Annotated in this window: 18 protein-coding genes and 2 pseudogenes; 11 read left to right on the forward strand and 9 right to left on the reverse strand. The window is 67.3% G+C overall.

What is annotated here, in order from left to right; genetic code table 11:
* Positions 1-17 precede the first annotated feature (17 nt).
* Both QZM35_RS08640 and QZM35_RS08645 read left to right on the forward strand, forming a co-directional pair.
* The gene (locus QZM35_RS08640; protein WP_144025211.1) at positions 18-1,421 is read left to right on the forward strand and encodes a UDP-glucose/GDP-mannose dehydrogenase family protein; all 1,404 of its coding nucleotides are present in this window, start codon (positions 18-20) and stop codon (positions 1,419-1,421) included.
* Positions 1,422-1,447: 26 nt separating this feature from the next.
* Positions 1,448-4,099, forward strand: a complete 2,652-nt coding sequence (locus QZM35_RS08645; protein WP_301775785.1) for a glycosyltransferase family 2 protein — start codon at positions 1,448-1,450, stop codon at positions 4,097-4,099.
* 44 nt (positions 4,100-4,143) lie between these two features.
* Here the strand turns inward: QZM35_RS08645 and QZM35_RS08650 are convergent, their stop codons facing one another.
* Positions 4,144-5,067, reverse strand: a complete 924-nt coding sequence (locus QZM35_RS08650; RefSeq protein WP_089475257.1) for an AraC family transcriptional regulator — start codon at positions 5,065-5,067, stop codon at positions 4,144-4,146.
* 493 nt (positions 5,068-5,560) lie between these two features.
* Between QZM35_RS08650 and QZM35_RS08655 the strand changes: the two genes are divergently transcribed.
* The 4 genes and pseudogenes from QZM35_RS08655 to QZM35_RS08670 form a co-directional block, all read left to right on the forward strand.
* The gene (locus QZM35_RS08655) at positions 5,561-6,022 is read left to right on the forward strand and encodes a (2Fe-2S)-binding protein (RefSeq protein WP_175953316.1); all 462 of its coding nucleotides are present in this window, start codon (positions 5,561-5,563) and stop codon (positions 6,020-6,022) included.
* A 2-nt stretch (positions 6,023-6,024) separates the two neighbouring features.
* A complete protein-coding gene (locus QZM35_RS08660; protein ID WP_301775786.1) occupies positions 6,025-8,235 on the forward strand; it encodes a xanthine dehydrogenase family protein molybdopterin-binding subunit in 2,211 nt (736 codons plus the stop codon).
* A 455-nt stretch (positions 8,236-8,690) separates the two neighbouring features.
* A complete protein-coding gene (locus QZM35_RS08665; protein ID WP_089427051.1) occupies positions 8,691-9,089 on the forward strand; it encodes a winged helix-turn-helix domain-containing protein in 399 nt (132 codons plus the stop codon).
* A 509-nt stretch (positions 9,090-9,598) separates the two neighbouring features.
* Positions 9,599-9,793, forward strand: a pseudogene (locus QZM35_RS08670) (lytic transglycosylase); the annotation flags it as partial.
* A gap of 19 nt (positions 9,794-9,812) precedes the next feature.
* Here the strand turns inward: QZM35_RS08670 and asnB are convergent.
* Both asnB and QZM35_RS08680 read right to left on the reverse strand, forming a co-directional pair.
* Entirely contained in the window at positions 9,813-11,780 is a 1,968-nt protein-coding gene (asnB, locus tag QZM35_RS08675) for an asparagine synthase (glutamine-hydrolyzing) (protein ID WP_089427050.1), read from the reverse strand.
* Positions 11,781-12,044: 264 nt separating this feature from the next.
* Positions 12,045-12,878, reverse strand: coding sequence for an autoinducer binding domain-containing protein (locus QZM35_RS08680; protein ID WP_174972138.1), 834 nt, complete (start codon positions 12,876-12,878; stop codon positions 12,045-12,047).
* 283 nt (positions 12,879-13,161) lie between these two features.
* Here QZM35_RS08680 and QZM35_RS08685 point away from each other — a divergent pair, with 283 nt between their 5' ends.
* Positions 13,162-14,067, forward strand: a complete 906-nt coding sequence (locus QZM35_RS08685; RefSeq protein WP_089475696.1) for a LuxR family transcriptional regulator — start codon at positions 13,162-13,164, stop codon at positions 14,065-14,067.
* 127 nt (positions 14,068-14,194) lie between these two features.
* Here the strand turns inward: QZM35_RS08685 and QZM35_RS08690 are convergent, their stop codons facing one another.
* Both QZM35_RS08690 and QZM35_RS08695 read right to left on the reverse strand, forming a co-directional pair.
* The gene (locus tag QZM35_RS08690; protein WP_301775787.1) at positions 14,195-15,841 is read right to left on the reverse strand and encodes an NRAMP family divalent metal transporter; all 1,647 of its coding nucleotides are present in this window, start codon (positions 15,839-15,841) and stop codon (positions 14,195-14,197) included.
* Between the two features lie 119 nt (positions 15,842-15,960).
* On the reverse strand, positions 15,961-16,098 hold the full coding sequence (locus QZM35_RS08695; protein WP_179243746.1) for a hypothetical protein: 138 nt from the start codon (positions 16,096-16,098) through the stop codon (positions 15,961-15,963).
* A 1,080-nt stretch (positions 16,099-17,178) separates the two neighbouring features.
* Here QZM35_RS08695 and QZM35_RS08700 point away from each other — a divergent pair.
* Both QZM35_RS08700 and QZM35_RS08705 read left to right on the forward strand, forming a co-directional pair.
* Positions 17,179-17,448: a hypothetical protein gene (locus tag QZM35_RS08700; RefSeq protein WP_089427046.1), complete on the forward strand. Its 270-nt coding sequence runs from the start codon at positions 17,179-17,181 to the stop codon at positions 17,446-17,448.
* A gap of 120 nt (positions 17,449-17,568) precedes the next feature.
* On the forward strand, positions 17,569-19,056 hold the full coding sequence (locus QZM35_RS08705; RefSeq protein WP_089427045.1) for a carbohydrate porin: 1,488 nt from the start codon (positions 17,569-17,571) through the stop codon (positions 19,054-19,056).
* 96 nt (positions 19,057-19,152) lie between these two features.
* On the opposite strand, the gene treA is transcribed toward QZM35_RS08705, so the two are convergent.
* On the reverse strand, positions 19,153-20,904 hold the full coding sequence (gene treA / locus QZM35_RS08710; protein ID WP_301775788.1) for an alpha,alpha-trehalase TreA: 1,752 nt from the start codon (positions 20,902-20,904) through the stop codon (positions 19,153-19,155).
* 136 nt (positions 20,905-21,040) lie between these two features.
* Positions 21,041-21,220 (reverse strand): annotated as a pseudogene (locus tag QZM35_RS08715) (TetR/AcrR family transcriptional regulator); the annotation flags it as partial.
* A 148-nt stretch (positions 21,221-21,368) separates the two neighbouring features.
* Between QZM35_RS08715 and QZM35_RS08720 the strand changes: the two are divergent.
* Complete coding sequence (locus tag QZM35_RS08720) at positions 21,369-22,757, forward strand: MFS transporter (RefSeq protein WP_089427043.1); 1,389 nt, start codon at positions 21,369-21,371, stop codon at positions 22,755-22,757.
* A 384-nt stretch (positions 22,758-23,141) separates the two neighbouring features.
* Complete coding sequence (locus tag QZM35_RS08725) at positions 23,142-24,356, forward strand: winged helix-turn-helix domain-containing protein (protein ID WP_301775789.1); 1,215 nt, start codon at positions 23,142-23,144, stop codon at positions 24,354-24,356.
* Positions 24,357-24,414: 58 nt separating this feature from the next.
* Here the strand turns inward: QZM35_RS08725 and QZM35_RS08730 are convergent, their stop codons facing one another.
* Both QZM35_RS08730 and QZM35_RS08735 read right to left on the reverse strand, forming a co-directional pair.
* Positions 24,415-24,633 (reverse strand): DUF1653 domain-containing protein, encoded by a 219-nt coding sequence (locus QZM35_RS08730; protein ID WP_006480837.1) that lies wholly within the window; start codon positions 24,631-24,633, stop codon positions 24,415-24,417.
* A 57-nt stretch (positions 24,634-24,690) separates the two neighbouring features.
* Positions 24,691-25,134, reverse strand: a complete 444-nt coding sequence (locus QZM35_RS08735) for a GNAT family N-acetyltransferase (protein ID WP_089427041.1) — start codon at positions 25,132-25,134, stop codon at positions 24,691-24,693.
* Positions 25,135-25,190 lie beyond the last annotated feature (56 nt).

The raw sequence follows: 25,190 nt of genomic DNA on the forward strand, positions 1-25,190 counted from the left end.
CACGCAGGGGAATCACCATGAAGGTACGGATCGCCATCGTCGGCACGGGCTACGTCGGGCTGGTCAGCGGCGCGTGCTTTGCGGATCTCGGGCATGACGTCGTCTGCATCGACAACAATCGCGGCAAGATCGACGCGCTGAACGAAGGCTGCATGCCGATCTACGAACCGGGCCTCGACGCCGTCGTCGCCCGCAACGTCGAACGCGGCACGCTGCGCTTCAGCAGCGACCTCGCGGCGAGCGTGCGCGATCGCGACGCGGTATTCATCGCGGTCGGCACGCCGACGCTGCCGGGCACCGACCAGGCGGACCTGCGGTACGTCGAGGCGGCCGCACGCGAGATCGCGTCGAACCTGACCGGCTTCGCGGTCGTCGTCACGAAGTCGACGGTGCCGGTCGGCACCAACCGGATCGTCAAGCAGATCGTCGAACGCTGCGCGCCGGACGGCATCGACGCGGCGATCGCATCGAATCCGGAGTTCCTGCGCGAAGGCTCGGCGATCGACGATTTCATGCACCCGGACCGCGTCGTGTTCGGCGCCGAGCATCCGCGTGCGATCGAGATCATGAAGGCCATCTATGCGCCGCTGGAAGCGATGGGCCATCTCGTGCTCGCGACCGAGATCGAAACGGCCGAACTCGTGAAGTACGCGGCGAATGCGTTCCTCGCGGTGAAGATCAGCTACATCAACGAGATCTCGGACCTGTGCGAAGCCGTCGGCGCCGATGTCGAACTGGTCGCGAACGGGATGGGCCTCGACCGCCGCATCGGCGCGTCGTTCCTGAAGGCCGGCCCCGGCTGGGGCGGCTCGTGCTTCCCGAAGGACACGCGCGCGCTGAAGGCGACGGCTTCCGAGCATGCGGTGCCGCTGCGCATCGTCAGCGCGGCGATCGAATCGAATGCGCTGCGCAAGGAGCAGATCCTGCGCCGCATCGAAAAAGCCTGTGGCGGCTCGATCAAGGACAAGCGCATCGCGGTGCTCGGCCTCACGTTCAAAGGCCAGACCGACGACGTGCGCGAAAGCCCGAGCATCGACGTGATCCAGCTGCTCGTCGGCGCGGGCGCGCATATCCGCGCCTACGACCCGGCGCGTCCGCACGAAGCGTCGCGGCTGCTGCCGCAGGTCTTCATGGAGGGCTCCGCGATCGACGCGGTGCGCAGCGCGGACGCCGTCGTCGTGATGACCGAATGGAAAGCGTTCGAGGCACTCGATCTCGCCGACCTCGCGGATCACATGGCCGATCCCGTGATGCTCGACATGCGCAACCTGTTCAGCGAACGGCTCGCCGTCGACAGCGGCTTTCGCCGCTACGAGCGCGTGGGCCGCGCGTGCGGCGAACGCACGCCGGCCGACCCGGCACCGGAACAACCGCCTGCCAGCGAGGACACCCGGCTGCCACGCGGCCTGCTTCAAGACTGATGATCTGACCTTGACGGGAGAGCACCATGAAGAAGCTGGTTGCGTCGCTCGCGGGCGGCCCTGCGCCGGATACCGCCGACACCCCCTCCTCCGAAGCGGATCGCGCCGCATCGATGAACGCGGACGTTCCGCTCGTCGTCCCGTTGATGGACAGCGGGACCCGTATCGTCTTCCACCTCCTCGCGCTGGGCTGGTTCGTCGCGCTGGGCATCTTCTGGCGCTGGTGGTTGCGCGACGAGCACTACGTCGACGCCTTCCGCTTCGGCGTCAACTGCTTCGTGCTGTTCTGGACCACCTTCATTCCCGGCTACTTCATCTTCATCATCCGCTCGGCGGTCGTGCCGAACCCCGCGCTGTCGGTGCCGCGCGACTGGCGCGTCGCGATGGTCGTCACCAAGGCGCCGTCCGAGCCGTTCGACATCGTCCGCACGACGCTGCTCGCGATGCTCGACCAGACCTACCCGCACGATACGTGGCTCGCCGATGAGGACCCGTCGCCCGAGACGCTCGACTGGTGCCGCGAGCACGGCGTGTTCGTGTCGACGCGGCGCGGCGTCGCCGCGTACCACCGGACGAGCTGGCCGCGCCGGACCAGGTGCAAGGAAGGCAATCTCGCGTACTTCTACGACAGGGTTGGCTACGACCACTACGATTTCGTGTCGCAGCTCGATGCCGATCACGTGCCGACCCGCACCTATCTCGAGGAGATGCTGCGGCCGTTCGTCGATCCGGCAGTCGGCTACGTGTCGGCGCCGAGCATCTGCGACAGCAATGCGGCCATGAGCTGGAGCGCACGCGGGCGCGTGAACGTCGAGGGGCCGCTGCACGGCACGATGCAGGCCGGCTATGCGGGCGGCCTCGCGCCGCTGTGCATCGGCTCGCACTATGCGGTGCGCTGCCGCGCGCTGCGCGAGATCGGCGGGCTCGGGCCCGAGCTCGCGGAGGATCACTCGACCACGATGATCTTCAATTCGAAGGGCTGGCGCGGCATGCATGCGCTGAACGCGATCGCGAACGGCGAAGGGCCGCGCACGTTCGGCGACCTGGCCACGCAGGAATTCCAGTGGTCCAAGAGCGTGATGATCATCATGCTGCGCTACACGCGCCGCTATTTCATGGGGCTGCCGCTGAAACTGAAGGCGCAGTTCCTGTTCTGCCAGCTGTGGTATCCGCTGTGCGCGCTCGCGATGGCCGGCGGCGTCGTGATTCCGGTCGTCGCGCTGCTCACGGGCCGCGTGTGGGCGCACGTCGACTACCTCACGTACCTCACCTACGCGCTGCCGCTGGCCGTGCTGCTGCTGTGCGTCGTGACCTGGGCCACGCATTCGACCCAGTCGTGCCGCCCGCTGAATACGAAACTGCTGTCGTGGGAAGGGCTGTCGTTCGTGTTCGCACGCTGGCCGTGGGTCGTGCTCGGCTGCGTGTCGGCGGTGTTCGACTGCGTGCGCGGCAAGGAATTTCCGTTCAAGGTCACGCCGAAGGGCGGCGCGATCGAACAGGACGCGCCGCTGCGGGTGGTCGCCCCGTATCTGCTGATCTCGCTGTTCTGCAGCCTGCCCGTCGTCACGGTCGAGGATCCGCGCAACGCCGCCGGTTTCTACCTGTTCTCGACGCTGACGAGCATCCTGTATCTGGTGATCGCGGCCGTCGTCACGGTGAATCACGGCCGGGAGCAAGGGCTCCAGTGGTCGGCGTTCAGGCAGATGTTCTTCAGCCGCCTGCCGGTGCGCAACGCGCTGTTCGTGTTCGCGCTCGCGATACTGCTGTCGGGCATCGGGCTGCGCGCGCCGAAAGGCTGGCAGGCGATGATGTGGCGCTCGGGATTGCCGGCCGTGGTCGCGCCCGTGCCGGGCGAACCGGTGAGGCAGCCCGAACTCGGCGCCTACGATCCCGACAACACGCTCGCGGGTGAGCGGAATCTCGCGTTCGACCATGTGTTCGTGTCGTGGAACGCGCCCGACATCCGCGCGGAAATCGACGATGCGTACCGAAACGCGCAGGCGCGCAACCGCTCGCTGATGCTGACCGTCGAGCCCTGGGCGGCCGGCGACACGCGGCCAGGCGCGCTGCTCGACGATATCGCGCACGGGCGCTACGACGCGCGGATCGCGGCCACCTGCTCGGCGCTCGCCGCGCTGAAAAGCCCCGTGTTCGTGCGCTGGGGCCACGAGATGGAGGCCGACACCGGGCGCTATCCGTGGGCCATCGGCGATGCATCGGCCTACGTGCAGGCGTACCGGCGGGTCGTGACCGCCTGCCGCGCGATGACCGACCAGATCCGCTTCGTGTGGTCGCCGGCCGGCAACCGGAACCTCGACGACTATTTCCCGGGCCGCGGCTATGTGGACGACATCGGCCTGTCCGTGTTCGACTGCCCACGCTGCGCGATCTGGCCGGCCGGCGGCCATGCGTCCGCCGCGAGCGTCCTGCGGACCAAGTACGAGCGGGTGGCCGACTACGGGCTGCCGGTGATGGTCACGGAACTCGGCGTCGATGGGTCGAATGCGCGCAAGCGCGCGGCCCTCGACGAATTCCAGCGGTCGCTGTGGCGCTATCCGCTGCTGAAGGCCGTGGTGTATTTCAACGCGGTCGATACGCCCGGCGCGTGGCCCGCGCATTACGTGCCGGACTGGCGGATCGCGCCGGCCTTCCTGCAGACGACGGTGGTCGCCAGGTGACCGGTGCGGCGATCGACGGCGCACCGGCTTTCAGCAATCGGCCGTCAGCCGAGCAGTTCCTTCCTGCGCAACTGCACGACGTCGCGCATCGGCGGCGCGCCGAACAGCCGGCTGTATTCGCGGCTGAACTGCGACGCGCTTTCGTAGCCGACGACGGCGGCCACCGACCCGACGTCACCGCCCTGCCGCAGCAGCAGCCGTCGCGCCTCGTGCAACCGTAACTGCTTCTGGTACTGCAGCGGGCTCAGCGTCGTCACGTGCTTGAAATGATGGTGCAGCGACGACACGCTCATGTTGACCGCCTGCGCGAGCGACTCGACGCGCATCGGCTCCGCGAAGTGATCGCGGATCCATTCGATCGCGCGGGCGATCCGGTGCGTCTGGCTGCCCGCGATCGCCATGTGCCGCAGCCGCGTGCCCTGCCCGCTCGTCATCAGCCGGTACAGCAGTTCCTTTTCGATCAGCGGCGCGACGACCGCAATGTCGGCCGGCGTATCGAGCAGCCGCATCAGCCGCAGCGCGGCATCGAGCAGCGGCGGCGTCAGTTCGGCGAGCGCGATCCCCTCGCCTTCGGGGCCCGCATCGGGTTCGGGCAGCCGCATCTCGGCCGCGAGCTCGACGATGCGCTGCGGATCGAGCGTCAGCGACAGGCACAGGTACGGCGCGTCCGGTGACGCGGACGTCACGCGCGACAGGATCGGCAAGTCGATGGAGGTAATCAGGCAATTCTGCGCGTCGTACTCGTAAGCCTGGCCGGCCACGATCACGCGCTTCGAGCCCTGCGCGGCGATCACGAGCGCGGCCCGCGACACGCCGCAGCCGAGATCGACCGGCCGCGTGTGCCGGTGCAGCATCAAACCCGGCACGGCCGTTGAATGCGAGCCGTCCGCGGGCGCGAAGCGGCTGATCAGCGTCGCCAGCTCGCGCTGCCCGGATGCGCGCGACGCCACGATATCGGTCATGTCCATGACGCTTCCTCGATCAATTTCCTCATGTCGCGGGAGCATAGCGAAACCGCCCGCCGCCTGCCGGGGATTTGCAGGATTGTTCAATAAATTTGCAGGATTGGGTAGACGCAAAAACCGGCCGCTCGCGCACACTCAGGGCCTGCTCACGCTCATAGCGGGCTTGCGAACGTGCGTTGCCGGTCGTAGTGCAAGGAATGAGGAGCGCCGTTTGGCCGAGCCAAACGCCCCGAAGGAAGTCCCCTTGGGGGACAAGCGACGATCGACGCCGCAATACGGCCGGCAACGCACGTTCCCCTGTTTTGGATAAATTCATTCGTGGGGCTGGCCCCCAGAAGGGCCGATCGCGGCGTCATGCTCCTTGCGAATACGTCGAGTATTCGCTGCGTCGCATTCCTTGCGCTCGGCCCTTCTGGGGCCAGCGCAAGCCCGCTATGAGCGTGAGCAGACCCTGTAACCGGGCGCATGCCGGGTTTTCCCCACGGAGACAATCACAATGCCTACCTCCTTTGTCCTGAACGGCAAGAGCGTCACGCTCGACGCCGATCCGTCGATGCCCGTCCTCTGGGCGATTCGCGAACACGCGGGACTGACCGGCACGAAGTTCGGCTGCGGCATGGCGCAGTGCGGCGCGTGCACCGTGCATCTCGAAGGCCAGGCCGTCCGCTCGTGCGTGCTGCCGCTCGCCGGCATCGCGGGCAAGCACGTCACGACGATCGAAGGCCTGCAGAGCAAGCCCGCGCAGGCCGTGCAGGCCGCCTGGGTCAAGCTGCAGGTGCCGCAGTGCGGCTACTGCCAGTCCGGCCAGATCATGTCGGCCACCGCGCTGCTCGAACAGAACCCGAAGCCGACCGACGCGGACATCGACGCCGCGATGAACGGCAACCTGTGCCGCTGTGCGACCTACGCCCGCATCCGGGCGGCGATCCACGACGCGGCCGCGACGCTGGGAGCCTGACCATGACGATCGAACTCGACAACACCGGGTCGGTGCGTCCGTCGCGCCGCACGTTCCTGAAGGCCGCGGGCGCCGCGGCTGCCGTCAGCCTGACCATCGGCTTCGACTTCAGCGGCTTCGGCCGCCGCGCGCTCGCCGCGACCGCGCCCGCCGCCGGTTTTGCGCCGAATGCGTTCCTGCGCATCACGCCCGACGGCACCGTCACGGTCATCGCGAAGCACGTCGAAATGGGCCAGGGCGCGTATACGGGCATCGCGACGATCGTCGCCGAGGAGCTCGACGCCGACTGGTCGCACGTGCGCGTCGAAAGCGCGCCGGCCGATGCGAAACGCTACGCGAACCTCGCGTTCGGCACGATGCAGGGGACGGGCGGCAGCTCGGCCATGTCGAACTCGTGGCAGCAGCTGCGCGAAGCCGGCGGCAAGGCCCGCGCGATGCTGGTATCGGCCGCGGCGGCCCGCTGGAAGGTGCCCGCGAGCGAGCTGACGACGGCCAATGGCGTCGTCACGCATGCGAAGAGCGGCAAGACGGCCGCGTACGGCACGCTCGTCGCCGATGCGGCGAAGCTGCCGGTGCCGGACAAGGTCACGCTGAAGCAGCCGGCCGATTTCAAGCTGATCGGTCACCCCATTCCGCGCGTCGACGCGTCGGCCAAATCGAACGGCACCGCGCATTTCACGCTCGACACGACCGTCCCCGGCATGCGCGTCGCGCTGCTGCAGCGCCCGCCCCGCTTCGGCGCGAAGGTGAAGTCGTTCAACGCGACGGCGGCCAAGGCCGTGCCGGGCGTCGTGTCGGTCGTGCAGGTGCCGGGCGGCGTCGCCGTCGTCGGCACCGGCTTCTGGGCCGCGAAACAGGGCCGCGACGCGCTGAAGATCGAATGGGACGAAACGAACGCCGAAAAGCGCGGCTCGGACGAGATCATGCGCGAATACCGGCAGCTTGCCGACAAGCCGGGCACGTCGGCGCGCAAGGACGGCGATGCCGATGCGGCGATCACGGGCGCGGCGCGCAAGATCAGCGCCACGTACGAATTCCCGTATCTCGCGCACGCGCCGATGGAGCCGCTCGACGCGGTCGTCAAGCTGACGGCGAACAGCTGCGAGATCTGGGCCGGCGACCAGTTCCAGACCGTCGACCAGGCCAACGCGGCCCGGACGGCCGGCCTGAAGCCCGAGCAGGTGCAGATCCACACGCTGTACGCGGGCGGCAGCTTCGGCCGGCGCGCGAACGCGTGGTCGGACTACGTGGTCGAGGCCGTGTCGATCGCGAAGGCGCTCGGCGCGGACGGCAAGCCCGTCAAGCTGCAGTGGACGCGCGAGGACGACATCCAGGGCGGCTTCTACCGGCCGATGTACTTCCACAAGCTCGACGCGGGGCTGACCGCGGACGGCAAGCTGATCGGCTGGCGCCACCGGATCGTCGGCCAGTCGATCCTCGCCGGCACGCCGTTCGAGGCGTTCATGGTGAAGAACGGCGTCGACGCCACCTCGGTCGAGGGCGCGGCGAACCTGCCGTACGCGGTGCCGAACGTGTCGGTCGAACTCACCACCACCAAGGTCGGCCTGCCCGTGCTGTGGTGGCGCGTGGTCGGCAGCTCGCACACGGCGTACGCTGTCGAGGCGTTCATCGACGAAGCCGCGCACACGGCGGGCAAGGATCCGTACGCGTTTCGCCGCGACCTGCTCGCGAAGGAGCCGCGCATGCGCGCGGTGCTGGACCTGGCCGCGCAAAAGGCCGGCTGGGATCCGGCCAAGCCGCTGCCGAAGGGGCGCGGGCGCGGGATCGCGGTCGCCGAGGCGTTCAAGAGCTATGTCGCGCAGGTGGCCGAGGTGTCGGTCGACGCGGACGGCAAGGTGAAGGTCGAGCGCGTGGTGTGCGCGGTCGATTGCGGGATCGCGATCAATCCCGACATCGTCGCCGCGCAGATGGAGGGCGGCATCGGCTTCGGGCTCGGCGCGGCGATGCACAGCGCGATCACGCTGAAGAACGGCCAGGTCGAGCAGCGCAACTTCGACGGCTACCACGTGCTGCGGATGGCCGAGATGCCGAAGGTCGAAGTGCATATCGTGCCGTCGGCCGAAGCCCCGACCGGGGTCGGCGAGCCGGGCGTCGCGCCGATCGGGCCGGCGGTCGCGAACGCGATCTTCGCGGCGACGGGCAAGCGGCATTATGTGCTGCCGTTCGATTCGGCGGATAGCGCGAAGGCTTGAGGATCGGCCGGAACGCCGGCCGCGGGGCGCAGACGTCTCGCGGCCGGTGTTTTTTATTCAGGGGGCCGGCAATGTAGGGTTCGATGTCGGCAAAAATCACCCGTAACGCATTGATTCATATAGAAAATCAATCGACCCATGTAGGGTTCGATGTAGGGTTCTCCATTCGGCCGCGGCGACGCTCCGCCGGCCGCGCCCCCCGCCTCGCCCGACACGTTACGTCGGACGTAACGCCCGTAACGTCGCCTGCCGATGCTACGTAACAATCCTTCACGGTTGTCCCGCCCCCTTTTCTCTACGCCCCACGCCTTCCGTTAAAAATTCTTTTAAATTCAAGGCTGCCGCGCCGCCTGCACGGGCGCCGCCCCCTGTCGATCTCCGGCGATCCGCTCCCTGGCCCGGAAGTTGCAGCACAGGACCCGCAAACACTCCTTTATGGACATGCGAGGGCCACCATGGATTGCAAATACCTGTACATCGACAACATAAAAATCAACTTCGTGCGCCGCACGATCGAAATCGACAACAAGATCATTGATGTCACGCCGCGTGAATTCGACGTCGTCGAATTCCTGCTCGACAACATGAACAAGGTCGTGCCGCGGCAGGCAATCCAGGAAGCCGTGTGGGGTCGTGAACTCGGCGTGTCGTCGCGCACGCTCGACACCCATATCTCGCGTATTCGCTCGAAGCTGCAGCTCGATCACGACAAGAACCTGCGGATCATTCCGATCTATGCGGTCGGCTATCGTCTCGTGCTGTTCGGTGCGGCGATGACGCACGTCGAGCGCCACGAAGCCGCGCCGATCCTGCGCGTGGCGCCGCAGGCCGTGATGGCCGCCGACTACGCCTGACGCTTCCCCCGCGCCGCCCGCACGCGGCGCGCCGGCCACGCTCCCCCCACCGCGCTGCGGCGATCCGCAGCGCCTCGCGGCCCGCCAGCCGGGTGCGGCCTGCACGCCGCCCGGCCCGCCAGCCAGTCGCGACCCGACCGCCGCCTCCGGGCGGCGGTCGCTTTTGCGCGCCGGCAGCCGAACATCCTCACGCGTCACGCTTCGTCGCGCCCGCTGCGTCCATCGCCGCCCATGCCACCGTCCATGCCCGTGACAACGGATTCCGGCGTGACACGCGGCCTGCGTCGTCCCTACAATCGACGCAGCAGCCGCGCGCCCTCCGCGCCGCCGGCCCCGGAACGAACGGAATGACCATGAAGATGCGCGCTTCGCGAACCGTTGTCGCCTGCCTGTATGCGCTGGTTGCGCTCATGTGCGCCACGCCGCCGCCCGTTGCGCATGCAGCCAGCGACGACACGCTGCACGTCGCGTCGATGACGTCCGGCAATCCCGATGAGGGCAGCGCCGGGCGCGACACGCCGCCCGCACGCCAGCGGCGAATGGATGCCGCCGCGACCACCCCGCCCGAGCGCGCACGCCGGCAGGCGTCGCCCGCGGCGTCCGCCGATCCGCCTTCGTGCCATGCGCGGCCCGTGATGACGATGTGCCGCGGCCTGCACTCGAACGCCGCGAAGCAGCGCTGCATGCGCTGCCTCGACGAGTGACGACGCGCAGTGCGCCGCGTTATGCGGCGCGCTGCGCCTCCAGCCACGCCTGGAACATCAGCACCGTCCACAACTGGTGCTGCCAGTTCATCCGCCCGGTCACGTGCTGCCGCCACAGGCGCTCGACCGCGGCCGCATCGAAGAAGCCTTCCTCGCGCAACCGCGACGGCCGCAGCAGCGCCTCGGCCCAATCCCGCAGCGAGCCGCGCAGCCAGTGATCGACGGGCGCGCAGAAGCCCTGCTTCGGCCGGTCGATCAGCGCGGACGGCACGTACCGGTCGAGCAGCCGGCGCAGCAGCACCTTCGATTGCCCTTCCGGCAAACGCACCGCCGCCGGCACGCGCCACGCGAATTCGACGACGTGATGATCGAGGAACGGCATGCGCGTTTCGAGGCTCACGGCCATCGCCGCGCGATCGACTTTCGCGAGGATGTCGGTCGGCAGGTACGTGAGCGTATCGATCGCCATCGCCTGCTCGGCGAAGCTCAGGTGCGCGGGCCACGCGGATACGGTGTCGAGCGGCGTCGCCGGCTCCTGCCCCGACAGCGCGAGGCGCTCCGGATGATGCACCGACGACATCAGCAGCCGGTACAGCCCGATGCGGCTCTCGGCCGTCATCACGTGGCCGAGCTTGTGCAGGCGATCGCCGATGCGCGCGGCCGATTCGCGTGCCTCCACGCCGCCCCATGCACCCTGCGCGACGGCCGCGAGCTGGTCCGCATGATCGGGCCGCAACGCATGCAGCGCGGCGGCGATCCGTGCGCGCACGGCACCGGGGACACGATGCAGCTTGCGCCACAGGCGCGGCGTCAGGAAGTAGCGTGTATAGCCGCCGAACAGCTCGTCGCCGCCATCGCCGGACAGGCTCACCTTCACGTGCCGGCGCGTCAGCTCGGACACGAGAAAGGTCGGGATCTGCGACGCATCGGAGAACGGTTCGTCGTAGATCGACGGCAGCTTCGGCACGACGCCGAGCGCGTGGTCGGCCGTGACGTAGAGCTCGGTATGACGCGTGCCGAGATGACGCGCAACCGCCTTCGCGTACCCGGCTTCGTCGTAGCCGGCTTCATGGAAGCCGATCGTGAACGTATCGACCGGCGTCGACGATTGCGCCTGCATCAGCGCGACGATCGTCGACGAATCGATGCCGCCCGACAGGAACGCGCCGAGCGGCACGTCGGCCTCCATCTGCCGCGCGACGGCCTGACGCAAGACCGCGTCGAGCTGGCCGACGGCCTCGTCGGCGTTGCCCTCGAACGGCTGCGCGCGACCGTCCTCGATCGCCTGATCGAGCGTCCAGTACGCCCGCAGGCGCGGCGTGTCGCGCGCATGCTCGAACTGGATATACGTGCCGGGCGGCAACTTGCGGATGCCACGATAGATCGTGTGCGGCGCAGGCACGCTCGACTGGCGCAGGTACAGGCACAGTGCGTCGCGATCGATCGCGCCGTCGAAACCCGGATAGCCGCGCAGCGCCTTCAGCTCGGACGCGAACACGAGCGCGTCGCCGATCCGGCCATAGTAGAGCGGCTTCTCGCCGATCCGGTCGCGCGCGAGCGTCAGCACCCGCGATTCGCGATTCCACAGCGCGATCGCGAACATGCCGGTCGCGCGCCGCAACGTCGCCTCGACACCCCACGCGACGATCGCCGCGATCAGCACCTCGCTGTCGGAGTGGCCACGCCACGCCGGTGCGCGACCCGCGCGCTCGAGCTCCGCGCGCAGTTCGCGATGGTTGTAGATTTCGCCATTGAAGACCATGACGTAGCGGCCGCACGTGGATGCCATCGGCTGTCGGCCGTGTACCGACAGGTCGACGATCGCGAGCCGCCGGTGGCCGAGCGCGATGCCGGCTTCCGGATCGACCCAGATCCCCTGTCCGTCCGGCCCGCGATGCGCGAGGCTTGCCGTCATGCGCGCGAGCGTGCCGCGCGCTGTCTCCTCATCGAAGGCGACGCTATTCAGAAAGCCGTCGATTCCGCACATTGATTTGTCCGCCCCTGTTGACCAGTTCCGTCACGCATGGCGCAACCTCGCGGCCTGCCGTCCGGCGTGACGGTCGAGCCATATTACGAAGAAATAAATCAGCAATAATTCACAGGTGAATGTCTCAATCACTCGAAAAAAGCACTGTCAAGCGTCGCGTGCGCATCGCGACGGCGCCGCGGTCGCAAACGGCCCGTCGGGCCGGCCACGGGCGGGCCGGCGACGGTCATCGGGTCACGCGGAGAAAACGGGGAACTGACAGCGTCAGGACGGCATCCGGCGCGCCGCCAGATACGCGAGTTGCGCGCGGTTCTGCACGTTGAAAAGTTTTTCGAGCGAGCGGATGTGGTGGCCGACCTTGTGCAGCGACGTGCGCAGCGCGCTCGCGATCTCCTGGTCGGACAGCCCGTGCACGAGCCGGTCGAGCACCTGCTGCTGCTCGTCGCCGAGCGCGAAGCCGCGCATCCGTGCGATGCGTGCCTCGAGGAACGGCAACGCGACACGATGCACCGCGAGGCTCACCGACAGCGCACCGCCGATCACGCGATCATCGATCCATTCGGTGCCGTGCGTCTCCGACGTCACGTTCACCGCGACACGCAAATCAAGACGCGGGGCCGACAGGCCGAACAGCACGCCGCTGTTCATCGCATGCGCGCGCAGATGGCCGGCGAGCGCCAGCATCTTGCGGTCGCCGCTGCCCTGCGCGGCCGCCTCGATCTCGTCGAGCCGCCACGCGACCGGAAAGCCGCTCTGCCGCACCTGTGCGAACCGCGGGTCGCTCTCGTAGAGCATTCCTTCGATGAACGGCTGCATGAACGTTGCGGGCGCGAGGTCGCGCAACAGATGCGCGCACAGGATGCGCCGCCCGATCATTTCGAAAGCGCCATAACCGAGCGTACTGAAACCGATTTGCCGCAAGCGCGCATGGCATTGCGCGAAATCGACCGGAGCAAGGTCGGTTTTACCGGATTCAATTTGAGCGCCGGTAAAAACGTCGTGCCCGATTGCCTGATATTGATTCGAATAAGCCGCAGTCGTTGCGATATCGGCCTGCGAAAACCACTCGACGCGTGGTGCGCCGTCAGCATATGTCATGAGGAGCCCGCCCTTTCCCAATATGTGAAACTGCGCCCCGTCACGATCTGGTCTTTTCTTTATGGATTGTCTGGTCTTCGTTATAGGCGTGCGAATAGGAATCTTCCGCCGCCATTAGTATTACGGCATATTACGCATACACAGGCATTTTTGTACAATGCCCCCGCGTTTCGTCAGGGATGACGATCGGCGCATATCACACGATGCTCGATCGCACCGCCACGAACGCCGTACACGATACGGCCGCCGCCAGGCGATGCGCGTCGATTCCGAGGGATGGCACATGTCCGATATTGCATTGCATGAAGAAGCGGTCGCCCCAACCTTTCCCCGCCCGACGCACGGGTTGAACGCGTGCCCGGACGTGCTGCGGGAGCGCCCCGTGCAGGTCGTCTGGTGCGACGACGTGAAGCGCGGCGAGCTCACGCAGCCGCACGCGCCGAAGCTCGGCGTCGCCGATACGCTCGCGCACGCGCAGAGCACGGCCGAGCGCAGCCGCATCGTCGCGAGCCTGCTGCACCTGACGGGCTTCTCGACGTTCGCGTACTTCGCGCTCGAATTCGCGCACGAGCGCGTCGAAAGTCTCTACCTGCACGAAGCCTTCACGCCGGCCACCTATCGCGGCGACTACGTGCGGCACAACCATCACGACATCGATCCGCGCACGCTCGGCGCGCGCGTGTGCAACATGCCGATCGTGTGGGACCTGCAGCAGTTGCGCCGCGAACACCGCGAGCGCGACGACGGCCCGCGCGCGACGCCGGCCGCGCTCGACGGCTTCCTGCAGACGATGCACGACGACGGAATGTGCAGCGGCATCATGTATTCGATGGCCGTGCCCGGCACGCGGCTGCATGCGTTCATGAGCTTCACCGCGCCGCGCCGCACGCGCGAATGGATCACGCCGGCGACGATCGAGCAGGCGCTGTCGATCGGGCTGTCGGTGCACAAGTTCGCGTCGCCGCAACTGATCTCGACGTCGCGCGAACGTGCGGTGAACGGGCTCACGCCGTTCGAGCAGGAACTGCTGCTCGGCATCGCCGAAGGCGCCTCCGACAAGGAGATCGGCCGGCGCCTCGACACGAGCGCACACAACGTCGACTATCACCTGCGCAAGCTGCGCAAGCGCTTCGGCGTCGCGAACCGCATCCAGCTCACGTACCTGACGTCGAAGCTCGAGCTGATCTGACGATCGCGCGGCGTGCACGGCCTGTCGCAAACGGACGCGTAAACGCACATGCCGGCCTCGCGGGCCGGCATGTACGGGTTGCGGCGCGGTGCCGGGTCCGGCGCCGCTTCCTGGAAGACGACCTGCGTTACTTCAGCAGCGTCATCTGCACTACCTTGACGATCACCAGACCGACCGCGATCACGAGATAGCCGCGCAGCACGGCCATCCACACGCGCGTCGTCATCGTCATCTTCTGCGGCTCGAGCGTCTCGAGCGGCGGCATGCGCCACGTGTCGCGCTGCGAACGGTCGACACCCGGTTCGACGACGCGCTTGTTGCGGCGGATCAGCACCGTCGCGAGATAGCCGACGATCGCGAGCACGCTGCCGCCCACCAGCACGTCGAGGATCGCTTCGCCGCTGATGTCCGGATACATCACCGATGCGGTCAGGATGATCGACAGCATCACGAGCACCCAGATCACCGCGCCGGTGAACACGTTGAGCTTCGTCGAGTTGATCCACGGGCCGAGCACCTGCTTGTCGTTGCAGAGCAGCAGCAGGAACACGGTGGCGCTCGGCAGCAGCACGCCCGCGAGCGTCTGCACGGCTTCCGTCAGCAGGCCCAGCGGGCTGCCCGGGATCAGCACCAGCGCAGCGGCGGCCGCGACGATGCCGAAGTAGACGAGATAGAAGCCCTTCGCATCCGACACGTTGCGGTGCAGCGAGTGACGGATCTTGAACACGTCGCCGATCGCGTAGGCGGTCGACAGCGAGACGGCCGCCGCGCCGATGATGCACGCGTCGAGCAGCGCGACGGCGAACAGAGTCGCGCTCGTGCGGCCCGAATACTTCTCGAGGCCCGCGATGATGCCGCCGGCGTCGGTGAAGTTGCCGAATTCCGGATGGCCCGAGAACAGCTGGGCCGAGAACGCGATCATCGCGACTGCGCCAACCAGTACGAAGGCGATGCCGATCCACAGGTCCGCCTTTTCATACTTCATGAAGCGCGGGGTGATGCGCTTGTCGATCACGTAGCTCTGCTGGAAGAACAGCTGCCAGGGTGCGACGGTCGTACCGACGATGCCGATCACGAGCAGCATCACGTCCGACAGCTTCGAATGCGCGGGCCAGTTCGGGATGAAGAAATCGCGCGTGATCTGCCCGACCGGCGGATGGATCGCCGCGAGCACCGGCACGAGCAGCAGGCTCAGCAGGCACAGCCCGATCGCGAACCGCTCGAAGCGCCTGAAGTCGCCCGTACTCACCGCGGCCATGGTCAACGCCGCGGCCACGCACACGCCGGCCACCTTCGGCAACCCGAAGAAATCCAGCACGAACGTGATGCCGATGAACTCGGTGACGATGGTGAGCGCATTGAGCAGGAACAGGTCGATCACGCTGAACGCGCCCCAGAACTTGCCGAAGCGTTCGAAGATCAGGCGGGCGTGGCCGACGCCCGTGACCGCGCCGAGGCGCAGCACCATTTCCTGGTTCACGTACAGCACGGGCACGAGCAGCAGCAGCGTCCACAGCAGCGTCGTGCCGTAGTTCTGGCCGGCCTGCGTATAGGTGCCGAATGCGCCGGCGTCGTTGTCGCCGACCATCACGATGAGGCCCGGGCCGATGATCGCGAGCAGCGTGCGCAGACGCGCCCACCACGTGCCGCGTGCACCGGTGTCGTGGCGTGCGATCGTGCCGAGCGCGCCGCGGATATCGCCCAGGTGGGCTTCGTCGAGCACGGCGCTGCGTTCGGCGGCGATCGGTGGAGAAACGTTGGATGGCGTGGACATGATTTATTCCGTACGGCTAAGGGTTATCTGAAGAGCGTGTGACCTTGGAATACGCGCGGGGCGGCCGCGCGATGGCGGCCGTGCGTGCGCATGCCGAGGCGCGCTCGGTACTTCCTGCTTCAGTGGATCAACGATTTCAGCTGGTTCAACAGGCGGGCGAACACCCGCGGACGGGCGTCGAGCGTCAGCATCGCTTCGTAGTGGTTGCGCGATTCGGTGACGTGCGGGAGATTCGACAGCAGAAGGCCGAAGTTCATGATCTGGCTCCGTGCGGCGACGGCAGGCTGCCGGCCGCGTGTGGGGCGCGGGGCCAGTCCGGGGCCTGAACGACGTGTCAGGCTAGTCGGCCGGATTGTCCCTGCGACCCGGGTTCAAAAGGGTCGGTGCGTGCAACGGGCATAAGGGACAACTGTCACTGTCGTTCATGGCGGCTCCTGTGCGGTGTTCCGGAGAACACGGTTGACCGCCGTCTGGCGGGCGGGCCGGCATTCGCGATGCCTGAAAAGGCGTGCGCGAACGCGGCCGCCTGCCAGGCGGCGGTGAAACCGGCGGGCGCATGCGAAAACGCATCACGCTAACCGGCGCGAATCAGGGTGCACGTAGGAATTTGCTGCGGAATACTGCTGCGCGCACCGTTTGCCTGGGAGACAAACGGCGGCTTCGATGAGGCGCGGACGTCGGTCGCTCAGGCGGAAATTTCGTTCGAAGATCGACTACTGCAGGCGTCCAAGGCGGCGGCCCCAAGAGTGAAGATGCCGGATTCTATGGACCGCCCAAAAGTGAAGTCAACCCCTCCAAACCCCATTTCTCGAAATAAATTTCCCGCGTCACATCACTGAAAGAATTGCCCTTGAAAACATGTGGCGCAACCTTTCAGCGCATGCGGTGCAGCCGAGAATCGATGCGTATGAACAACGCGGCACCCCGTCCGGTCGCGCGCCCTTCGTTGCCGATCCGCTGCGCGGCCCGTGCCGGAACGGGCCGCCGAAGCGCCCGCGCAACATGCGCCATTTTTATGCGTTTTTTACTTGCGCTGCAGCAAACGACGCGAATACAATCCGCCGCAATTCATCAAGGGAGTCCCTCCGTGGACACATGCTCTAGTTGCAGTTCGATGCCGGTCCAGGCCGGCCAAGCCATCGCGAGATAGCAGCCAGACGCATGTCTTTCGCCGCTAACTCGCATTCGTCGGGTTAGCGCGCTTCCTTCCGGGCCGGCCATCGCCGGTTCGTCCGTTGCACGCTCCATTACGTTCCACCCTCCGATCGCAGGCCGCGTCACGCGCCCGCGCTCGACCACGTCGTCCGGCCCGAGCCGGACCGGACGGAGGCAGCGTCATGTTTCTTCAATCGTTCGCGGTCAGACTCAAGCGCATCGCGCATGTCGCATGCGACCGCTCATTCGTCTCCGGCCTGTCGCCGCTCGCCCACGCGTTCAGCAACTGGCGCGGCACGGCGCTCGCCCACGTGCCGGCGGCGCCCCGCCCGCTCGACTGCCTGCTGGTCGCCGTCATGGCCGCCGCGGTCGCCCTCGTCGCGCTGCTGTGCTCGGCTGCGCCGCGCCTCGGCTTCGCGCAGGTGGGCCGCATCGGCGGCTGGCTGCCGTAAGCCCCTCCGTCGTGCGGCAGCGCCACGCGCCAGGTGCCGCCGCGCCCCGGTCTCGCCACGCTTCCCGCATCACGTTTTCGTTTCTTCAGCCTAACTAATCAAACCGTCAACGGAACCCACATGAAGAACTACCTCGAACCCGTCCCGCGCAAGCGCCGCGTCAATGCGCTCGCCACGCTGCTGCTGTCGCTCGCCGCCACGCCCGCGTTCGCGCAAGCGTCGTCACCGGCCGCGGCCGAACCGGCGGCCGGCGCCAGCGACGCCGCCGCGCCCGCACAACAGGCCGCCGATGCTGCCGCGCCCGCTCCCACCGGCTTCTGGGAACGCTCGAACCTGCTCGGCAACATGGGCGGCCTGCGCGACGTGCTCGGCGATCACGGCATCACGCTGAGCCTGCAGGAAACCAGCGAGTACCTGTACAACACGTCGGGCGGCACGCATCGCGGCGGCGCGTACCAGGGGCTCACGCAATTCGGTTTCAACGTCGACACGGGCAAGGCGGTCGGCCTGCCGGGCGGCACGTTCAACGTGTCGGCGCTGCAGATTCACGGCACCAACCTCACGCAGCGCTATCTGCAGACGCTGCAGACCGCGACCGGCATCGAGGCGAATTCGACCACGCGCCTGTGGGAACTCTGGTACCAGCAGTCGCTGCTCGACGGCAAGGTCGACGTGAAGGTCGGCCAGCAGAGCGTCGACCAGGAATTCATGGTGAGCCAGAACGCGGCGACGTTCATGAACGCCACGTTCGGCTGGCCCGTGCTGCCGTCGACCGACCTGCCGGCCGGCGGCCCCGCGTATCCGCTGTCGTCGCTCGGCGTGCGGCTGCGTGTGAAGCCGTCCGATGCGTGGACCGCGATGGTCGGCGTATTCGACGGCAACCCGGCCGGCCGCAGCGACGGCGATGCGCAGGTGCTGAACGCGCACGGCACCAACTTCAACCTGCGCAGCGGCGCATTCGTGATCGGCGAAGTGCAGTACGCGCTGAACGCGCCGCCCGCCGACCCGAAGGCGCCGCAACCGGCCGGCCTGCCGGGCACGTACAAGCTCGGCTTCTGGTATCAGTCGCAGCATGCGAACGACCCGCGCTACGGCACCGATGGCCTGTCGCTCGCGGATCCGGCGAGCAACGGCATTGCCGCCACCCATCGCGGCAACTACGGGTTCTATGCGGTCGCGGACCAGATGGTGTGGCGGCCGTCGGCCGACAGCCCGCGCTCGGTCGGCGTGTTCGCGCGCGTGATGGGCGCACCGGGCGATCGCAATATCGTCGATTTCGCGGCCAATGCAGGCGTGACGCTGAAGGCGCCGTTCAAGGGACGCGACAACGACGTCGCGGGCATCGCGGTCGGCTACGCGAAGATCGGCTCGCATGCGCGCGGCCTCGACGGCGACACGGGCGTCTACACGACGCCCGGCTATCCGGTACGCCGCGCGGAGACGGTCGTCGAAGCGACATACCAGTACCAGGTCGCGCCGTGGTGGCAACTGCAGGCCGACCTGCAGCACTTCTTCCGTCCGGGCGGCGGCATCCCGAACCCAAACGCGGCCGGTGCGCGCATCGGCGACGAAACGGTGGTCGGCGTACGCACGACGATCACGTTCTAAAACAGGCCTGAAGCAAACACGGGCCGGACGGCCGCTTGCGCGACAGTCCGGCCCGTGCGTTTTCTGACGGTGCCAGCGCGCGGCGCGCGCCGCGCGTCACTCGCCGTACAGCCCGAGCAGTTTCAGCGTGACGCCGTTGGTCCAGCCGAAACCGTCCTGCAGCGGATATTCACCGCCCCCGCCGCCGCCCGTGCCGGCGCCTTCGACCACGTACTTCTCGACGAGCTTGCCTTCGGTCGCATACACATGCTTCACGTCGGACAGGAAGCGCGTGCCGATGTCCTTCGCAAGCGCCGGTTCGCCATAGCGGCGCAGCCCGTCGATCGCGATCCACTGCAACGGCGCCCAGCCGTTCGGCGCATCCCACTGCTGCCCGGTGTTCTCGGTGGTCGTCGCGAGGCCGCCCGGCTGCAGCAGCGTCTTGCGCACCTCGCGTGCGGTCGCCTTCGCGCGCTCGGGCCACGCTACGCCCGCGAACAATGGATACAGCGCAGCGGCCGTCACCGCGTCGCGCGGCTTGCGCAGTTGCCAGTCGTAGTCGCCGTAGTAGCCGCGGCGGTTCCATAGATAGCGATTGATCGCGGCCGCCCGCCGCGCAGCGCGCGCGGAAAAATCGGTCACGCATGCCACGTCGCGCGTGACCGCGCAGCCCTTCACGATCGTCGTCTCGAGATGGAACATCAGGCTGTTCAGGTCGACCGGCACGATCGACGTCGTGCGGATCGTCGCGAGCGTCTTGCCGTCGCCGAACCAGCGCGAGCTGTAGTCCCAGCCGCTTTCGGCGCCCGCGCGCAGGTCGCGGTAGACCTCGTTCGCCGGACGCGCCGGCACCGACTTCGCGGTCGTCACGTCCTCGAGATACGACTCGTCGCGCGGCGTATCGCTCGCGTCCCAGTAGCGGTTCAGCACCGCGCCGTCGGGCATCGCGACCACATGGCGCGTGGCCTGCCCGCGCGGCGTCGTGGCTTCGCCCTGCATCCAGTACGCATGTTCCTTGCGCAGTGCCGGCAGGTATTTCTGATAGACCTTGTCGCCTTCGGCCTGCGCGGCGAGCGTGACCATGTACGCGAAGAACGGCGGCTGCGAGCGGCTCGCGTAGTACGTGCGGTTGCCGTTCGGGATGTGCCCGATCGTGTCGATCAGATGGGCGAAGTTGTCGAGCATGTTGTCGACGAGATCCTCGCGGCCCGACACCTGCAGCCCGAGCATCGTGAAATAGGTGTCCCAGTAGTAGCCTTCGCGGAAGCGGCCGCCGGGCACGACGTACGGCTTCGGCAGCGGAATCAGCGAGCTGTACGGCGGCACCGTCGTGCTCGTGCGCGTGAGCTGCGGCCATAGCCAGTCGATGTGCTGGCGCAGCGTCTGGTTCGGCGGCGGCGTCACGCCGCCTTCCGGGGGCGGCGTGAAATGCTGGGCGACGAACGCCTTCAGCGAGAAGCCCGGCTGCGATTTCTGTTGCTGATACAACTGCACGATCGTCGCCGGATCGCCATCGGGCGTCGCGTCCACGAAGGTCTTCTGGTCGGGATAGAGCTGCGCGGTCTGCACCGCGACGAACAGGTCGCCGTAGAGCTGGCTCGGCGGCGGCAGCAGCGTGCCCGAGGCGGGAGCGGCAATCGCGGCCGTAGCCGGCGGTGCCGACTGGGCAGCTGCCTGCGCGGCGGCCTGGTTCGCGTTGTCGGCCTGGGCGGCGCAGCCGGCAACGGCGAGATACGCGACGGCCAGCGCGGCAGCCCAGCGAAGACGCGGCGCGGGTGGCGCGAGAGGTGGTGAGAGTCGAGCTGAGTAACGACTTGAGAAGCGACTCGAGAAGCGCGATGCGATCGATGCGGCACGACGTGACGTCATGACGTGTCCCCTCCTTTCGATGGTGAGTGGGTCGGCACGAGGTCTCGTTCGCGCGCGCGCTCGTCTCGATGGCCCTCGATCGATGCGCGTCGTTTTGTGGTGCGAGTGGGTCTGACTGTCGCACGAAACGTGCACATCAAGCAAGTTTCGATTCGTGCAACTCGCGCAGATACAGATAACCGGACATGGCCCGCCACGCGCGCGCGTCGCGCGCATCCGCACCGGTCTCGCCGCGCGCGCCCGCTGCATCGACTCGCCGTTTCACGATCGCGAGCAGATCGTGCGCGACGAAGTCGGGCGCGGCGCATCGCGCAGCCCGAGCACGCACAGCAGCGCCATGCAGTCGTTCTTTCCACGCCGCCGCCAACCAAGACGACTGTTGCAACATGCGGAACAACTGTTGTCGTACGTGACTCAACGGTCACATTGTGGGCATAATGGCGTCTTTACCGCGCGCCCAGCCCATGTCGCCCGTCTTTCTAGCACCGCTCATCGTTGCCTGTGCGTTGTTCATGGAAAGCGTCGACGCGAACATCATCGTCACCGCCCTTCCCGCGATGGCGAGGGACTTCGGGCACAGCCCCGTCACGTTGAACATTGCGATCACGGCCTACGTGGTCGGGCTCGGCGTGTTCATTCCGATCTGCGGCTGGCTGGCCGACCGCTTCAGCGCACGTTCCGTATTCCGCACCGCGATCGGCATCTTCGTCGTCGGCTCGCTGATGTGCGCGGCCTCCAATTCCCTCGGCGTGCTCACGTTCGCGCGCTTCATCCAGGGCGTGGGCGGCGCGATGATGGTGCCCGTCGGCCGCATCATCATCTTCCGCGCCGTGCCGCGCTCGGACCTCGTGCGCGCGATGAACTACCTGGCGATTCCCGCGCTGTTCGGGCCCACGGTCGGGCCGCTCGTCGGCGGCTTCATCACGACCTACCTGCACTGGCGGATGATCTTCTTCATCAACGTGCCGATCGGCATCTACGGGATCTATCTCGCCAGCAAGCACATCGCGAACACGCGCGAGCCCGATCCGGGCCCGCTCGACTGGTTCGGCTTCCTGCTGTCGGCCAGCGGCGCCGCGCTGCTGCTGATGGGCCTCACGCTGATCGACGGCTCGCTCACGTCACGCTCGAACGCGCTCGTCATGTGCGTGGCCGGCACCGCCCTGCTCGCGCTGTACGTACCGTACGCGCGCCGCAAGGAGCGACCGGTGCTCGACCTCAGCTTCCTCAAGATCCCCACGTATCACGCGAGCGTCGTCGGCGGGTCGCTGTTCCGTATCGGCCTCGGCGCGGTGCCGTTCCTGCTGCCGCTCGCGCTGCAGGAAGGGCTCGGCATGAGCGCGTTCCATTCAGGGCTCATCACGTGCGCGTCCGCGTTCGGCGGCGCGATGAGCCGCTCGACGGCCACCCATACGCTGCGCCGCTTCGGCTTCCGCACGGTGCTGATCTACAACGCGGCCTTCGCGGGGCTCGCGATCGCCGCCTACGGCGTGTTCCATCCCGGCATGGCGACCTGGGCGATCTGGCTGATCGTGCTCGTCGGCGGCATCTTCCCGGCGCTGCAGTTCACGAGCCTGAACTCGATGATCTACGCGGACATCTCGCCGCGCGACGCGGGCCGCGCGACGAGCCTCGGCAGCGTCGTGCAGCAGATGTCGCTCGGCCTGGGCGTGACGGTCGCCGGCCTCGTGCTGCACATTTCGCACTGGCTGCAGGGCCATCAGAAGATGATGTGGTCGGATTTCTGGCCCGCGTTTCTCGTGGTCGGGCTGTGCTCGTTCGCGTCGATTCCGATCACGCGGCGGCTGCCGCCCGGCGCCGGCGACGAAGTCGCGCGCGGCAAGCGGCAATAGCGATCAGGCAGACGGGCGGGAAATCACGAGAGGGGCCAAACGGGCAAAAGGAAAAACCGCCCGCGAAGCAAAACCGGAAAATACAAAAAAATCAGCGGACATCCACACGGGGCCGGTGCACAGCCGCATGGATGTCCGCTCAGGGCTCCGGGTCTCCCGATGGGGGTTGAGAATCCCGGATTCACTTCCTGCGTGCCATGGACATATGTGCGTCGGAAGCAAAATCGTTGCGCGTGTTTATCGTTGCGCCATGAACTGCACTATAGGGAAACTTGCGCAACGCATCTGTCAAGCATTGTCAGACGCGGTGCATCGGCACGTCGCACGCGCGCGCCGCTTTCGCGCTAAAGTGGTTCCCGACCATCACTCCCGGCCGCCCTTCCGATGCTTACGCTCTCGACCGCCGCCGCCCGCGCGCTGCATCTCGCCGCGCAAGGCCTGCTGACGCCGCCCCGCCGCAAGGCAACCAAATCCGACGTGCTCGACACGATACGCCGGATGGCGCAGCTGCAGATCGACACCATTCACGTCGTCGCGCGCAGCCCGTATCTCGTGCTGTTCAGCCGTCTCGGCGATTTCTCGCCGCAGTGGCTCGACGAACATCTCGCCGAGGCGCGCCTGTTCGAATACTGGTCGCACGAAGCGTGCTTCCTGCCGGTCGAGCAGTTCGGCCTGATGCGCTACAAGATGCTCGATCCGTCGGGAATGGGCTGGAAATACGCGGCCGAGTGGCATGAGCAGAATCGTCCCGACATCGAGCGGCTGCTCGCGCGGATTCGCGCCGAGGGCCCGGTACGGTCGGCCGATTTCGCCCGCGAGGATGGTGTGAAGGGCAACGGCTGGTGGGATCGCAAGCCCGAGAAGCGGCACCTGGAAGTGCTGTTCACGACGGGCGACCTGATGGTGTCGGAACGCCGCAATTTCCAGCGCGTGTACGACGTGCGCGAGCGCGTGCTGCCCGACTGGGACGACACGCGCGACCTGCCGCCGCGCCACGCCGTGCTGCCCGCGCTGCTCGACTACACGTGCCGGGCGCTCGGTGTCGTGCGCGCGGACTGGGTGGCCGACTACTATCGGCTGCCGCGCCGCTCCTACCGCGCGGAGCTCGAGCAGCTCGCGGACGCGGGCGACCTGATCCCGGTGGCGATCGACGACTGGAAGGAGCCGGCCTACGTGCATCGCTCGCTCGAAGCGTTGCTGCCGGCCGCGGAGGCCGACACGCTGCGCTCGACGGTCACGACGCTGCTGTCGCCATTCGATCCGGTGGTATGGGACCGGCGGCGGGCGTCGACGCTGTTCGGATTCGACTACACGATCGAATGCTATACGCCCGGGCACAAGCGGCGTTACGGCTATTTCTGCCTGCCGGTGCTGCATCGCGGGCGGCTGGTCGGGCGCATCGACGCGAAGGCGCATCGCACGCTCGGCACGTTCGAACTGAAGGCCGTGCATGTCGAGCCTGGCGTGCGGTTCGGCACGGGGCTTGCAGCCGATGTCGCGAAGGCGGTGAAGAAGCTCGCGGCGTGGCACGGCACGCCGGAAGTCACGGTCGGGCAGCAGGCCCCGCCGGAGCTGGTGAAGGCGCTGGCCGGCGCGTAGACGTCCACGCAGCCGGCTGGCACGGCGGCGGCGCGGATGTCTACGCGCCGGCCGTCAATCAGTCGCGCAACTTGCGGAAACGCGGCGTGCCGTCTTCGAGGTTCCCGTTGAACATCGCTTCCGGCCGGACCCACAGCCCGCGCGCATGCGGCCACAGGTGTTCGTACACGACCACCGATTCCTCGGTTTCGGAATGGCGGGCGACGCCGATGTAGCGGTACAGCCCGCCCTTGTAATGGCGATGCGTCGCGAGCTGTTCGGCTTCCTGTTCGGTCATGATGGGCTTCTCTTCGGCAAAAACGGAAAGCGCGTATTGTATGCGCTGCGCCGCGCGTCAGCGTTTCGCGTAGATGTCCGGGCGGCGGATCTCCATCATCCGTTCGGGATTCGCGCACGGCTCGAAGCCGACCGGCCGATACAGCGCATGCGCATCGGACGTCACGAGCATGATGCGGCGCAGGCCCTGCACCATCTCCTGTGCAAACACGTGGTCGATCAGCGCGCGGCCGTAGCCGTTGCCGCGCTCGGCCGGCAGCACGAACACGTCGCACAGGTAAGCGAACGTCGCGTGATCGGTCACGAGCCGCGCGAACCCGACGAGCCGGTCGCCCACGTAGGCGCCGAAACACAGCGAGCCCTCGATCGCCCGCTCGACCACGTCGCGCGGAATGCCCTGCGACCAGTACGCGTCGCGATGCAGGAAGTCGAAGATCGCGTCGACGTCGAGTTCGCGCTTGTCGGTGGAAAATCTCAGCGTGGCGGGGGTGGCAGCGGGCACGTCGGTCTCCGGTGGGGGTGGCGGAAGGCGAGACGCTGACGATACCGCGCGGCGCG

It is taken from the genome of Burkholderia sp. AU45274 (genome assembly GCF_030482505.1).
In the GTDB taxonomy this organism is placed as follows: domain Bacteria; phylum Pseudomonadota; class Gammaproteobacteria; order Burkholderiales; family Burkholderiaceae; genus Burkholderia.